Origin of the sequence: Aquimarina agarilytica ZC1 (genome assembly GCF_000255455.1) — a bacterium.
GTDB lineage: Bacteria > Bacteroidota > Bacteroidia > Flavobacteriales > Flavobacteriaceae > Aquimarina > Aquimarina agarilytica.
The window spans coordinates 42,593-56,286 of sequence record NZ_JH621246.1; the positions used below are offsets into that span (position 1 = coordinate 42,593).

The following is a 13,694-nucleotide window of genomic DNA, read 5'->3' on the forward strand; positions in this document are numbered from 1 at the left end:
ATTGAATGATTTTACGCTGTTCTATATGTATCCTACAAAATAGTTAGTATTTTTGGTTTCAAAATTTGCAAAAGCTTATTCCTATGACACCAGTACCTTTGTACAACCAACAATCGGTAACTATTTACAATTCCTTATCGGGAAAAAAAGAAACCTTTACTCCTATTGTTGAAGGCGCTATTGGAATGTATGTTTGTGGCCCTACCGTGTATAGCAATGTGCACTTGGGTAATTGTCGTACTTTTATTTCATTCGACTTAATTTTCCGCTACCTAAAGCATTTAGGTTACAAAATAAGATATGTCCGCAATATTACCGATGCGGGACACTTAGAAAATGATGCCGATGAAGGTGAAGATAAAATCACTAAAAAAGCACGCTTAGAGCAAATTGAACCTATGGAAGTAGTACAACGCTACACGTTGGATTTCCATAACATATTACAACAATTTAACAATTTACCCCCTAGCATTGAACCTACTGCAACAGGTCATATTGTAGAACAAATAGAAATTATTAAAACCATTATTAATAATGGGTTTGCCTACGAGGTAAATGGTTCTGTTTATTTTGATGTGGTTAAATTTAACGAAACTAATGATTACGGTAAACTTAGTGGCCGTAATTTAGAGGATATGATTAACAACTCACGCGAATTGGCAGGTCAAAGTGAAAAACGAAATCCTCAAGATTTCGCGCTTTGGAAAAAAGCCGAACCGGTACATATTATGCGTTGGCCAAGTCCGTGGAGTGATGGTTTTCCGGGGTGGCACTTAGAGTGCACTGTAATGAGCACTAAATATTTAGGCGAAGAATTTGACATTCATGGAGGTGGAATGGATTTAAAGTTTCCGCATCACGAATGTGAAATTGCTCAAGGTGAAGCTGCTTGTGGCAAAACACCTGTAAATTATTGGATGCATGCCAATATGCTTACACTTAACGGCAAAAAAATGTCGAAAAGTACAGGTAACACCATATTACCTCATGAAATTTTTTCTGGTGATAATACTATTTTAAGCAAGCCTTTTAAACCATCGGTAGTTCGATTTTTTATGTTACAAGCACACTATCGTAGTATTATGGACTTTTCAAATGATGCTTTAGAAGCTTCGGAAAAAGGTTTTTCTAAGTTAATGGAAGCTATTCAACATTTAAATTCCCTTACGGTAGAAAAGGAAACCACAAACTTTGATGTTAACTCCTGGAAACAACGCTGCTATGATGCTATGAATGATGACTTTAATAGTCCTATTTTGATTTCATATTTATTTGAAGCAGTAAAATTCATCAATCAAGTTAAAGAAGGAAAGTCTAACGTTTCACAAGCTGATCTAACTATTCTTTCTGCTACATTAACTAATTTCACCTTTGATGTATTAGGATTACAAGCTTCTGCAGAAGCCTCAAATGACGTTACCTCTAAATTAGATGCTGCTATCGAATTACTTATCGAACTCCGTAAAGAAGCAAGAATAAACAAAAATTTTGCTTTAAGTGACAAAATTAGAGATGAGCTTGCAGAAAAAGGAGTACAATTAAAAGATGGACGAGAAGGCACAACATTTACCTATTAATGTTCAAAAAAATACTAATAGCGCCCTTTTTATTGCTGATTTTTATTTATAAAAATCTAATTTCACCTTTTACCCCAGCCACCTGCAGGTACCAGCCAACATGCTCGCAATACACTAAAGATGCATTACTTAAACATGGACTTTTTAAAGGAAGTGTATTAGGTTTAAAACGTATTTTTAGTTGCCACCCTTGGGGAGGAAGTGGTTATGACCCTGTTCCTTGAGGCTAAGTTGAAGTTGACAAAATTAACCACAGCCACAGCTCCCTGTTCCACAGTCATTAACTTTAGTCTTTTTTGCCGCTGGTTTCCAAAAAAACTTTGTAACCAAAAAATATAATGCTCCTAAAAACAACACTAAAACTCCTATATTTTGTACAAATTGATTCATTTAATATACTAGTCGAAATTCATTAGACAACTTACTTTATTTCAATATTTGATAAGCAATTAAGGCTGTAGTATAAGCCAGACCACTCATAAAAAATAACTGAAGTAATGGCCATCGCCAGCCATTTGTTTCTTTTTTCACAATAGCTATAGTACTCATACATTGCATGGCAAAAGCATAAAACAATAACAAAGATACTCCTGTTGCCAAATTAAACAACGGCGCCCCAGAAACTGGATTAATTTCTGCAGCCATTCGATTTTTTATGGTCTCTTCCTCTTCACTCCCTACACTATAAATAGTAGCCAAAGTCCCTACAAAAACCTCACGTGCAGCAAAAGAACTAATTAAAGCTATTCCTATTTTCCAATCATACCCCAAAGGAGCTACCAAAGGCTCAATAGCTTTCCCCATATAACCTATGTATGAATGTTCTAATTTATGACTTGCAATAGCTTGTTCTAAATGTGCTTCTGGATCCTTTTCAAAATTTTCTTCTAATTGACTTGTTACTATAGTTTCTGCTTTTGAAAACTCCTCATTAGGACCATAACTTGCCAATACCCATAGTACAATTGATATTGCTAAAATTATTTTTCCTGCTCCTGTAATAAACGCCTTTGTTTTTTCTATAACATTAATCGCCACATTTTTAAACAATGGCCATTTGTAATTAGGCATTTCAACTACAAAAAAGCTTTTATTTGGCATTTTTAAAAACTTACTCAACAACCACGAAGAGCCTAAAGCCGTCACAAACCCAAGTAAATAAAGCAGCATTAAGCTTAAACTTTGATACCCAAAAATCCATGCCACACGCTCATTGGGTATGACTAATGATATAATTATTAAATACACTGGTAAGCGAGCCGAACAGGTAGTAAAAGGCACTACTAGAATAGTAATTAGGCGTTCTTTCCAGTTTTCTATATTTCGAGTCGCCATTACTGCTGGTATGGCACAAGCCGTTCCAGATATTAAAGGCACAATACTTTTTCCACTTAAACCAAATCTTCGCATTAAGCGATCCATCAAAAACACTACCCTACTCATATAACCAGATTCTTCCAAAATGGATATAAATAAAAACAAGAAAGCGATTTGCGGTATAAAAATTACGATACCTCCTAAACCAGGAATAATCCCTTCGGTAATCAAACTTGTTAATGCTCCGTTAGGCAACTGTGTTTTAACAGATTCACTTAACCAAGCAAAGCCTTCATCAATCAAATCCATTGGGTAAGTTGACCAATCATATATTGCCTGAAAAATAAACAATAAAATAGCAAAGAAAATCAAATATCCCCACACTTTATGTACTAGTAACTGATCCAATTTTGCACGCAAACCAGAAGCTGATCCTATATCGATTGTTTGCGTTTGCTTAAGAGTTTCGTTAATAAACTGATACCTTTTTATCGTTTCTTTTTGCTGTAAGCGTTTTAAATCACTTTTCTTTTTGGTATGAAATTCAGAAGCATCAGCAATGGTATTCCTATTGATATTTGCAAAATTAACATCCTGCGTAATCACTAACCATAACTTATACAAAGACTGATTAGGGAAAGCACGTTGTAAACCTTCAAAATACTCCTTATCTATTACTGAAGCATTCACACAAGGTTCAATTGATAACTTTTTATAATTAGCTATCAATTGTTTTAGCTCCTCTACTCCTTGTTTTTTACGTGCACTCATTAACACCACCTTGGTCTTTAATGTTTTTTCTAGCGCAGGAATATCTAAACTAATTCCTTTACGTTTCATACGATCAGCCATATTAATGACTAATATGGTAGGAATATCAAGGTCTTTAATTTGTGTAAATAATAACAGATTCCTTTTTAAATTTTCGACATCACTAACAACTACGGCAACGTCGGGATAATCTTTATCTTTTTTATTAAGCAATACTTCAATCACCACGTTTTCATCCAGTGATGAAGCATTTAAACTATACGTCCCCGGCAGATCCAAGATATGCGCCTTTACTCCTCTTGGCAGCTTGCAAACTCCCGCCTTACGTTCTACTGTAATCCCTGGATAATTTCCTACTTGCTGGTTTAATCCGGTGAGTAAGTTGAATACTGAAGTTTTACCTGTATTTGGATTACCAATTAACGAAACATTGATGTGTTTTGCCATAGTTTAACGCCTGAGGTGCGGTGCTTAAATTAATTCAATTTCAATCTGCTTAGCCACTTCTTTCCGAATAGCTAAATGCGATCCATTTATATTTAAATACATAGGGCATGAAAATGGCGCCACCTGCAATAAAGTAACTTCATTACCTGGCAAACATCCCATTTCAAGTAATTTTAAAGGAATTTCATCTGTTTCAAACATTGTAATAACTGCCGACTGCCCCCTCTTTAATTCTGCTAACGTTGTTTTCAAAGTTTATTTAGATTGAATTGAAACAACAAAAATACAATATAATTACGACCTACAAAATTAGTTATAAAAAGATATGCTGATAACTGCAGAATTACTTTTCTAAAAAATCATTCTTTTTCTAATAACAAATCAATATCAGCTAATAATTGCTCCATTGCTTTTGTATCTGTCCCATCATAATACCCACGAATACGTCTTTTTTGATCCACTAATACAAAATTTTCGGTATGTATTAAATCGTATTTTGAAAATGGAGCTGCTTTTGCTACCAAATATGATTTACGAGCCAAATCATATAATTCCTTTTTTGTTCCTGTAACCAGATTCCACTTCGTTTTATCTACTCCTTTTTTAACCGCATATTTTTTTAATTGAGGAACAGAATCCACTTCGGGCATGACCGTATGAGATAACAACAATACTTGCTGCTCATTTTTAAGCTTTTGCTGGAGCACGCCCATATTTTGTGTCATTTTAGGGCAAATTGTTTGACAGGTCGTAAAAAAGAAGTCTGCTACATATATTTTATCCTTATAATGCTGCTCAGTAATAGTATCCCCGTGTTGATTGACCAATTTAAAATCTGCTATTTTATGGTATTTTCGTATTTCTTGCATGGTCGAATCAACCAATTCAACATTCACCTGTTCGGGCTCATAAATACGAAGCACCCGTTTTGGTTTCAAAGCATTATAAATTAGTGTAATTATAATTACCGAAAGTACGAAAAGGAATATTCCAAACTTTTTATAAGGCGCAAAAAAACGAACTATACTCAACTTCTATTATTTTGTACAAAAATAACACCTATTATCTGATAACGACTATTAAACCCTAATTGTGTTTTAAAAAATCTTTTACCTATCGAAATCCCTGCGAAAATCAAAAGTTTTGCTGTATTTTTTGATTTAACCATAACGCTACTGTGCTGAAATCAAGAAAATACTCGATTTTATTATGCTTTCAATACGAATAACGAATTTTTAAAACACAATGCGGGTTGGAAATCATTTAAAAGTCTTACTTTTTTTAGTCCCTTTTTGCTAACCTTAAAAAAGTAAGTTTCCTTATTTTTGTTCAAATTTATTTTTGAATGGAACTTCTTTTTAGAATTGGACAAGTTATTTTAATGTTGTCCATTTTAGTAATACTACATGAGTTTGGACATTATACTCCAGCTAAACTTTTTAAAATTAGAGTAGAAAAATTCTTTTTATTTTTCGATGCTAAATTTGCACTTTTTAAAACCAAAATAGGCGAAACCGTATGGGGTATTGGGTGGCTTCCACTGGGTGGTTACGTAAAAATTGCCGGGATGATTGACGAAAGTATGGATCGTGAACAAATGGCTCTTCCTCCAAAACCCTGGGAATTTCGCTCAAAACCTGCTTGGCAACGCTTAATTGTTATGGCTGGTGGTGTCATTGTTAATTTTTTATTGGCTTGGTTTGTTTTCTCTTGTTTACTTGTTAACAATGGAGATAGCTACATTCCTACCGAAAAATTAAAGTATGGTATCCAAGTCAATGAAATTGGTGAAACTCTTGGATTTAAAAATGGCGATAAAATTTTAAGTGTCGATGGCAAGGCCGTTAAAAAAATGAGTACTGCCGTACTTGAAATTATTCTTGGTAAACAAGTTACTGTACTAAGAGATGGGCAAAAAAAACAAATTCAAATCACCGATGAAAATAAAGAATTATTATTTTCAAACTTACAAACACCTTTTATAACGGCGCGTTATAAAACTATTTTAGGCTTTATTGGCGAAAAAACAATTGCCAAAAGCATAGGTTTGGCCGTTGGAGATGTAATTCACACCGCCAATAACAAACCCGCTACCTATTGGTCAGAGTTTGCCGATCAAATAAAAGCAAGTCGTGGAGATACCTTAAAAATTGGATACACTAGAAACAATCAACACTTTTCTAAAAAAATATTTATTCCTAAAGACAGTATTTTAGGTGTTAGCCCCGAAAGAATGGACTTGATTATTACCGATGAACACACGATTGCTAGTGCCATTCCTGCTGGTTTTACAAAAACTATACAATCACTAACGGATCAAGTACGTCAATTTAAGGTGATTTTAAACAAAAAAACGGGCGCCTACAAACAGGTTAAAGGCCCTATTGGCTTAGTAGAACAAATGCCAAATAAATGGAACAACACTTATTTTTGGACTATTTTAGCCACTTTATCGGTTTGGTTAGCCTTTGTTAACCTTTTACCTATTCCAGCCCTAGACGGGGGACATATAATGTTTTTACTTTATGAAATTATATCTGGCAAAAAGCCAAGTCAACGTATTTTAGAAATGGGACAGATGATTGGCTTTTTTATCATTCTAACACTAATGGTATTTATTTTTGGAAATGATATTTGGAATTTAATCAAAGGCTAAAATTTTAACAAACAACCAGTTAAAAAACAACCAGAAATAAATTTAAAAAAAAGTCTAAAAATATTTTGCAGAAACCTTAATCCGTTATATATTTGCACCCGCAACGACATAAAAATAATCTTTTAAATAGTTGTTCAAAAGTTAAATGCTACGTGAAAGCTGATAATTTTCACACTTTGAAATACAGTTCTATATGAACATTCCTCCTTAGCTCAGTTGGTTAGAGCATCTGACTGTTAATCAGAGGGTCCTTGGTTCGAGCCCAAGAGGGGGAGCTTAATAAAGACAAGCCATTCAAGAAATTGAGTGGCTTTCTTTTTTTATACAGGTCAAACATAGGTCAAACATTTCATATTTTTGGTTTTATGAAAAGTACAGCAGAATATCCTTTCTTGTTTTTAGACAACTATTTCGAAAATCAAATTCAAAAGGACTTAAAGGAATTTTATACTAATATCACAGAAGAACTTTACTTTAACAATATTGAAGAAATAGATAAAGTACGTCATATTATCAAAGTCCCCAATCTTCATCATAAAGAAGAAACCCAAGCTAACTATATTACCTTTTCTTTTGAAGGAACTATAAAAACAAAACTTAGAACAGAAATAAACATAACTAAGCGATTTATTGAAAGTGAATTTCAAAAACGTTTTGCAGATAAAAAAGAAACTACAGGTTATGCTGATTTTTTAAGAATTAAACTTAAACAATACTACACTGATAGAAATATAGAAGAGTTTCCTTTCTTAACAAAGTATTTTGATGAAATTACTTCTTTGATTGACCAATATTCAAAACAGGTAATCGCAGCCCAAAATGAATATAATCTTTCCTTTAATCTTCTTGCAGATACCACAGAAGAACAATTAACCAAAGTAGAAAAATTACATCTTTTGTTGACTGAAATCCCAGCTGTTATAAAATGTAATAAAACAGATTTTATAAATGCTTTCACAGGAAAGGAAATAAAAGAAGGTATTTACTGGTTGATTACTGGCAAAAATAAATTTACAAGTAAAATATCCCTATTCTATTTTATAGAAGAGCTTATAAAAAAACGATATCTAAAAAGTAATATAATAACCGACCTTAGTAGATATATAAAATATGTTTTTAGGGATAATCTTGGAAATGAACTAAAAAACCTGAAACAATCAAAATCTACATACTCTAAAAACGTAACTCAAAAAGAAAGAATTGACACTATAATTTCTTCTCTCTAAATATACCTTTACCATACAGTCAAGGTATAGTAAAAGTATATACCTGTACTTCTAAGGTTTCTTTGTCTCAGTATTAATCAGGATAAGCGCTTATCCATAACAATTATAGTTATGGAAAATATCCAAACTGAGATAGAGGAAATAAAAAGACTTCTTCAACTTAATAATTTAAACACTAAAGAAATATTTAGTGTTGATGATGCTACACAGTATCTACAACTATCAAAATCTTGTTTACACAAGATGACCAGTAATAAGGAAATCCCTTTTTATAAACCTGGTGGCAAAAAAATCTACTTCAAGAAATCAGAGCTTGATGCATGGGTTTTTAACGGTAAGATTACATCTAATAATGAATTGGAATGTGATGTTGAAAACTACCTAAGTAGAACTAATAAAAATCTAGCATTATGATAGATTTTATTAGGATGAACTACAAGGACAAAAGTGAAGTGGAATCTTTTATATGTGATTCTAAAAACTTTGAGGAATTGAGAGTTGTTTTGGAAAAACACTCAGGAGAAATAGAATATCCATACAAAACCAATTTAGGTTCAATGGAAATAAATATTACTGAGAAAAAAATTTGTGTGATGAACTCTTTGCATAAGTTTTATAATCAACTAAACAAAAAAGGATATAGAAATCATAATGACTTCACCTACTCACAACTAACAGAAAGCATTGATTTATTAAATAATGGCTTAATCAAGCTTGAAAATGCCAGATTATCAAAACTGGAATTTGGATTAAATATTGAATTGGATTTTCCTGCTGAATTTATTGTAAAAGACAATATAATGATGCATAAATATCAAACTCATAATCATAACAAGAAGTTTAATGGTAAAGGAGAATTTAAACAATTTGACCATTCACAATATGACTTTAAAATATATGACAAAGCAAAACAATATAGTTTAAAAAATAATGTACTAAGAATTGAAATTAAATACAAATGTAGCCGAAGTATTAATAAACATGGAGTTTTCAACATAAACGACTTAACATCTAAAGATAATCTTCAAAGTTTATTTGAAAACTTGATGATAAGATTTGAAGAGTTGACCATAATAGATAACTACAAAAATAGCAGCTCCATTCCTGAAGAAGCAAAAAAGAAGATAGGCGTATACACAAGCTATAATCATTGGGAATCATTGAAATCAACATCTTACTTAAGAAATAAGGCTATGGCACAAAAAGTAGAGTTCAAACAATTATTAGAAGATAACAACTTACTTAATACTAAGAATCTACTGCGTGATAAGCTGAATACAAAATTCCAATACTTAATCAATAATTAAAAACATGACAAAATCTTTAATCTCTATATATGGATTTTGTCACACTCAAAATATAAATATCATGGCAAGCATAACAATAAATTTAAGAAACAAACCTAACAAACAGGGAGAATACCCCGTAATACTAAGAATTGTAAAGGACAGAAAATCAAAGCTAATTTCCTTGGGAATGTCTTGTAAAAAGCAAGATTGGGATACTAAGAAAAATGAGTTTAAAAGAACCTACCCCAATGCATCTCAAAGAAATAGAGTGTTATTAAAACTACAAGAAAAGGCATTAAAAATAATAGACGAATTTTCACTAGAAGATATAGACTTTACACTTAATCAATTTGAACAAAGATTTAGAGGTAAAAAACAAAATGCTATAACTGTTTCTGAATTTTGGAAAGAGAAGATAGATGACCTTAACAAATCTGGAAGAACAGGAAATGCAAGAGCTTATAAAGATGTATATAATTCATTCTTTAAGTTTCATAAAAACAAAAATCTTGTATTTAGAGAAATCACTCCCAATTTATTAGACAAGTATGAAACTTATCTAAGAAGTAAAAATAATACTGATGGCGGTATAGGTGTTAAAATGAGAGAGATTAGAGCATTGTTTAATGATGCTATTAAAAAAGACGTTGTACAAGAGAAATACTATCCATTTAAAACCTACAAAGTTTCAAAACTAAAAGGCAGAAATATTAAAAAAGCACTAACTAGGAGTGAAATGAGGTTAATGGAAGCTATTGATACAGATAAATACCCTCATCTTTTAGACACCAAAAACTACATGATTTTCAGCTATTATATGGGAGGAATGAATTTTGTAGATATGATGAAATTAAAATGGGAGAATATTAAGGGAGATAGAATTTTATATATCCGTTCTAAAACTAAGGGTAGATTTTCGGTTAAAATGCTACAGCCTATACTAGAAATTACCAACCATTATAAAACACAAAATAGATTTACTGATTATGTATTCCCAATTTTATTAAAAGATAACTTAACCCCTCTTCAAATTGAGAACAGGAAACATAAAACTTTAAGGAAATTCAATAAGCAATTAAAGGAGATAGCTAAAATACAAAGGGTAAACCAAAATGTAACTTCTTATGTAATTAGACACAGTTTTGCTACGAATTTAAAATTTGCTGGTATTTCAACTGATTTAATTGGTGAATCTATGGGGCATCATGATGTTAGTGTAACAAAAGCTTACTTAAAAGAATTTGAAGATAAAGTAATTGATGATGCTATGCAGAAACTCTTAGAAGAGCCTCAATTAAAATATGCTTCTTAATACCATTACAAAGGCTCTCCATTTTAAGAGTCTTTTTCATTTATAAATGAAACAATTCAGTTTAATATTAAAAAAAACAGCAGTATGCAATTAAAACAGAGTAAACGTAGCAATGTAAAGCTACGCATAGGAATTTCTGGACCTAGTGGGTTTGGAAAAACAACAAGTGCCTTATTATTGGCACATGGTTTAACAAATGACTGGTCTAAAATAGCTGTAATAGATACAGAAAACTCATCAGCTTCATTATACAGTCATTTAGGAAATTATAATGTATTGGATTTACAAGCTCCATTTTCTCCTGAAAGGTATATTGAAGCAATAGAAGTTTGTGAAAAAGCAGGAATAAAAGTTTGTATTTTGGATTCCATTACACATGAATGGTCTGGTACTGGTGGTTGTTTACAAATACAGGAACAATTAGGTGGTAGATTTCAAGATTGGGCAAAGGTTACTCCAAGACATCAAGCATTTATTGATAAGATACTACAATCAAGTTGCCATATAATTACCACTACAAGAAGAAAGATTGATTACTCTTTAGATGTAGGTTCTAATGGCAGAACTAAAGTTGTAAAACATGGAACTAAAGAAATCACTAGGGAGGGTTTTGAGTATGAGCTGACAGTTAACTTTGAGCTTCTTAATGATAAGCATTTAGTTAAAACATCAAAAGACAGAACAGGCTTGTTTAATGGGAAACCAGAGTTTATAATATCTTCTGCTACAGGTAAAAAACTATTGCAGTGGAGTAATATTGAACCTGTAAATAATAAACCTATATCAGATAGGATTAGTGAATGTCTTTCAGTAAACAAGCTGATGGAATTGTACAAGCAAAACCCTCAATTTCAGCAGTCTCATCAAGAAGAATTTAGAACTAAAAAGCAACAACTTGAAAGTTTGATAAATCCTCAAAATTTCAGTTCAAATGGAGTGCATAGACCTTCTACTAATTAATAAAAATCAAATATTATGGAACTTATACCAGTATCTAAGGATATACCCATCCTAAACAAAGTACCTGTAGTAAAAAGAGTTAATAACAATAGCTCCTCTTTAATACAGGTATCAAATGAACCTTTACAATTTCAGCAAAATCCTTTTATAGAGGCTAACACAAAAGAGGTTAGCCTTTCTTGTTTAAAGCAGGACTGTGTAATCCCTGTCTTTGCAAAGGACAACGAAAAAACCATAGCACACCAAGAGTTTATTGATATTACAAATGAGTGTGTACATTCAACATTTAATAGGCATCAAATTAGTAAACCTGAAATTAGAATTAGCCATCAAATTAAAGGTAGAACTCCTGAAGCTATACATAAATCGGCTAAAGATTTATTAGACCATGAAAGGACACAGTATTTTGAAAGAATGGCTTTTATTATTAGAATACCTAGTATAACCGAAACTATTAATGGTAATCAATTATCCTTAATAGTTGGAGGAGTTAGAAGCTATAATAGAGAAAACTTGTACAGTAAAAAATCATTTGAAAAGTTTCAAGTGTTTATAGGTTTTCAAAATATGGTATGCTGTAATTTATGTGTTTCTACAGATGGTTTTTCTGCTGAAATAAAAGTATCAAGCTATGCAGAATTAAAAGCCAAAATTTTAGAGTTGTTCCAGTCTTACAAAATGGAGCATCATTTTAAATCAATGCAAAATTTAACCCAATGCCAACTTTCAGAAAAACAATTTGCTCAATTAGTTGGTAGAGCTAAACTATATCAATTCTTACCTAAGCAAGAGAAGTTAAAAATACCTCAATTACTTATTAATGATGGACAAATTTCTACTATTGCTAAGGATTACTACCAAGATGAAAGGTTTTGTAAAAATGAAGATGGAAACATCAATCTTTGGAATATGTACAACTTATTTACCTCAGCCAATAAGAGTAGCTATATTGATAGCTTTTTAAATCGTAATGTCAATGCATTTGATTTTACTAAAAGTCTTTCAAAAGCTATCAATGATGGTTCTTATCATTGGTTTTTAAGTTGATGTTTACCCAATCTCTATTTTAGAGGTTGGGTTTCTTTTTCAAGTACCTCAACCTTAAAATTTGAATTATAAATAAGCAAGTTAAACCAATTAACAGTAAAGGATACAGAATAACAAAAATGAAGGTATTTACTTCATAATAAGATACCCCTAAAATGTTAGCCATATTGATTACAAAATCTGTACAATAAGCATAGACAAAATTCACTATATCCATCAATCTACCCATTCTTTAGCTTTTTGATTTTTCTTTGAATGGTTATGTTTTTTATTAAAAGCACATAGATTAATGCAGGAAATAAAATCACTAAAAAAATAATATTGGCTAAACCATAATCTCCTGCATTATGTAGTGAGTTTATAATGCCAAAATAAAAAGGGTCTATTTTAGAAGTATGATTTTTTAGTAAATGAGTATGATGTTTTTTACAGTAACCAGTATCTGTATGGCAATACCAACTACATTTTTTAGGTGTTTTTATACTTGGATTTATAGTTGTAACCCCTTTTCTAACAAAGCTTTTGTCAGTTGTAGTAAGTCTTGAATATTCGTTTACTAGGATTACAAATAATAATGGTAGTATTAGAATTAAAGAAAATTGCACTATTATATTCTTCATTAAGTTGTAAACGAAATAATTAAGGGATTTAGTGCCTTAAAGTAAAGAGTCAATTTTAACACTATTTTTACAATAGTAACAACACTCTAAACCAAATTGTTCTAAGGTAACTTTATCAAAATTTTTATCTTTTATATTGTAATTCCATTTTAAATAATCAAGAAGTAGGACAATGATTTTATTAGTATGCTTTTTTGATAAACTGAAATATTCTTTGAATTTAACTACTTCAAAATTAGTAACAAATAATGGAGAAAACACATCAGTCATAACTTGTATTATTTCATCGTCAGTTTTAGATTCTAAATGTTTCCATTTCCCTATAATTCTTGAATTTTTGCATTGGAAGCTATTTTGCCATTGCCTTTTTGCTTCTTCTAGGTCAGACTTAAATTTATCTATATTAAACTCATCTTTTATTACTGTATGTTTAGAATTTTTTGCTTCAATAACCAAAGTGTTAGAGTGCTCT

Annotated in this window: 15 protein-coding genes and 1 tRNA gene; 10 read left to right on the forward strand and 6 right to left on the reverse strand. The window is 31.4% G+C overall.

Annotation, left to right across the window (positions count from 1 at the left end):
- The first annotated feature begins 83 nt into the window (after positions 1 to 83).
- Positions 84 to 1,577, forward strand: a complete 1,494-nt coding sequence (gene cysS, locus KQA_RS0200155) for a cysteine--tRNA ligase (RefSeq protein WP_010177138.1) — start codon at positions 84 to 86, stop codon at positions 1,575 to 1,577.
- On the forward strand, positions 1,577 to 1,801 hold the full coding sequence (gene yidD / locus KQA_RS0200160) for a membrane protein insertion efficiency factor YidD (protein WP_010177139.1): 225 nt from the start codon (positions 1,577 to 1,579) through the stop codon (positions 1,799 to 1,801). The genes cysS and yidD overlap by 1 nt, the downstream gene beginning before the upstream one ends.
- A 22-nt stretch (positions 1,802 to 1,823) precedes the next feature.
- Here yidD and KQA_RS20045 read toward each other — a convergent pair whose 3' ends face one another.
- The 4 genes from KQA_RS20045 to KQA_RS0200180 form a co-directional block, all read right to left on the reverse strand.
- On the reverse strand, positions 1,824 to 1,967 hold the full coding sequence (locus KQA_RS20045; RefSeq protein ID WP_085938374.1) for a FeoB-associated Cys-rich membrane protein: 144 nt from the start codon (positions 1,965 to 1,967) through the stop codon (positions 1,824 to 1,826).
- Between the two features lie 36 nt (positions 1,968 to 2,003).
- On the reverse strand, positions 2,004 to 4,112 hold the full coding sequence (feoB, locus tag KQA_RS0200170) for a ferrous iron transport protein B (protein WP_010177140.1): 2,109 nt from the start codon (positions 4,110 to 4,112) through the stop codon (positions 2,004 to 2,006).
- 24 nt (positions 4,113 to 4,136) lie between these two features.
- Positions 4,137 to 4,364 carry a FeoA family protein gene (locus KQA_RS0200175; RefSeq protein WP_010177141.1) on the reverse strand — a complete coding sequence of 76 codons (228 nt, stop codon included), beginning with the start codon at positions 4,362 to 4,364 and terminating at the stop codon, positions 4,137 to 4,139.
- Between the two features lie 107 nt (positions 4,365 to 4,471).
- Entirely contained in the window at positions 4,472 to 5,137 is a 666-nt protein-coding gene (locus KQA_RS0200180) for an SCO family protein (RefSeq protein WP_040395939.1), read from the reverse strand.
- Between the two features lie 320 nt (positions 5,138 to 5,457).
- Here KQA_RS0200180 and rseP point away from each other — a divergent pair, with 320 nt between their 5' ends.
- The 8 genes from rseP (at position 5,458) to KQA_RS0200225 (ending at position 12,602) form a co-directional block, all read left to right on the forward strand.
- On the forward strand, positions 5,458 to 6,768 hold the full coding sequence (gene rseP / locus KQA_RS0200190) for an RIP metalloprotease RseP (RefSeq protein ID WP_010177144.1): 1,311 nt from the start codon (positions 5,458 to 5,460) through the stop codon (positions 6,766 to 6,768).
- Positions 6,769 to 6,969: 201 nt separating this feature from the next.
- Positions 6,970 to 7,043 (forward strand) — tRNA-Asn (locus tag KQA_RS0200195).
- Positions 7,044 to 7,133: 90 nt separating this feature from the next.
- A complete protein-coding gene (locus KQA_RS19750) occupies positions 7,134 to 7,994 on the forward strand; it encodes a hypothetical protein (protein ID WP_010177145.1) in 861 nt (286 codons plus the stop codon).
- Between the two features lie 111 nt (positions 7,995 to 8,105).
- Positions 8,106 to 8,408, forward strand: coding sequence for a helix-turn-helix domain-containing protein (locus KQA_RS0200205; protein WP_010177146.1), 303 nt, complete (start codon positions 8,106 to 8,108; stop codon positions 8,406 to 8,408).
- Complete coding sequence (locus tag KQA_RS0200210) at positions 8,405 to 9,301, forward strand: hypothetical protein (protein WP_010177147.1); 897 nt, start codon at positions 8,405 to 8,407, stop codon at positions 9,299 to 9,301. The genes KQA_RS0200205 and KQA_RS0200210 overlap by 4 nt, the downstream gene beginning before the upstream one ends.
- 4 nt (positions 9,302 to 9,305) lie before the next feature.
- The gene (locus tag KQA_RS0200215; RefSeq protein ID WP_232285827.1) at positions 9,306 to 10,595 is read left to right on the forward strand and encodes a site-specific integrase; all 1,290 of its coding nucleotides are present in this window, start codon (positions 9,306 to 9,308) and stop codon (positions 10,593 to 10,595) included.
- Positions 10,596 to 10,679: 84 nt separating this feature from the next.
- On the forward strand, positions 10,680 to 11,555 hold the full coding sequence (locus KQA_RS0200220; protein WP_010177149.1) for an AAA family ATPase: 876 nt from the start codon (positions 10,680 to 10,682) through the stop codon (positions 11,553 to 11,555).
- Between the two features lie 15 nt (positions 11,556 to 11,570).
- A complete protein-coding gene (locus KQA_RS0200225; protein WP_010177150.1) occupies positions 11,571 to 12,602 on the forward strand; it encodes a DUF3871 family protein in 1,032 nt (343 codons plus the stop codon).
- A 221-nt stretch (positions 12,603 to 12,823) separates the two neighbouring features.
- On the opposite strand, the gene KQA_RS0200230 is transcribed toward KQA_RS0200225, so the two are convergent.
- Positions 12,824 to 13,222: a hypothetical protein gene (locus KQA_RS0200230; RefSeq protein WP_010177152.1), complete on the reverse strand. Its 399-nt coding sequence runs from the start codon at positions 13,220 to 13,222 to the stop codon at positions 12,824 to 12,826.
- A gap of 36 nt (positions 13,223 to 13,258) precedes the next feature.
- Positions 13,259 to 13,694 (reverse strand): hypothetical protein (locus KQA_RS20415; RefSeq protein ID WP_010177153.1); only part of this gene is annotated, 436 nt, incomplete at its 5' end.

Excerpts from the sequence above, each read along its gene's own strand:
- cysS (WP_010177138.1), top strand. The coding sequence starts at position 84 with ATGACACCAGTACCTTTGTACAACCAACAATCGGTAACTATTTACAAT.
- yidD (WP_010177139.1), top strand. The coding sequence starts at position 1,577 with ATGTTCAAAAAAATACTAATAGCGCCCTTTTTATTGCTGATTTTTATT.
- KQA_RS20045 (WP_085938374.1), bottom strand. The coding sequence starts at position 1,967 with ATGAATCAATTTGTACAAAATATAGGAGTTTTAGTGTTGTTTTTAGGA.
- feoB (WP_010177140.1), bottom strand. The coding sequence starts at position 4,112 with ATGGCAAAACACATCAATGTTTCGTTAATTGGTAATCCAAATACAGGT.
- rseP (WP_010177144.1), top strand. The coding sequence starts at position 5,458 with ATGGAACTTCTTTTTAGAATTGGACAAGTTATTTTAATGTTGTCCATT.
- KQA_RS19750 (WP_010177145.1), top strand. The coding sequence starts at position 7,134 with ATGAAAAGTACAGCAGAATATCCTTTCTTGTTTTTAGACAACTATTTC.
- KQA_RS0200205 (WP_010177146.1), top strand. The coding sequence starts at position 8,106 with ATGGAAAATATCCAAACTGAGATAGAGGAAATAAAAAGACTTCTTCAA.
- KQA_RS0200210 (WP_010177147.1), top strand. The coding sequence starts at position 8,405 with ATGATAGATTTTATTAGGATGAACTACAAGGACAAAAGTGAAGTGGAA.
- KQA_RS0200215 (WP_232285827.1), top strand. The coding sequence starts at position 9,306 with ATGACAAAATCTTTAATCTCTATATATGGATTTTGTCACACTCAAAAT.
- KQA_RS0200220 (WP_010177149.1), top strand. The coding sequence starts at position 10,680 with ATGCAATTAAAACAGAGTAAACGTAGCAATGTAAAGCTACGCATAGGA.
- KQA_RS0200225 (WP_010177150.1), top strand. The coding sequence starts at position 11,571 with ATGGAACTTATACCAGTATCTAAGGATATACCCATCCTAAACAAAGTA.
- KQA_RS0200230 (WP_010177152.1), bottom strand. The coding sequence starts at position 13,222 with ATGAAGAATATAATAGTGCAATTTTCTTTAATTCTAATACTACCATTA.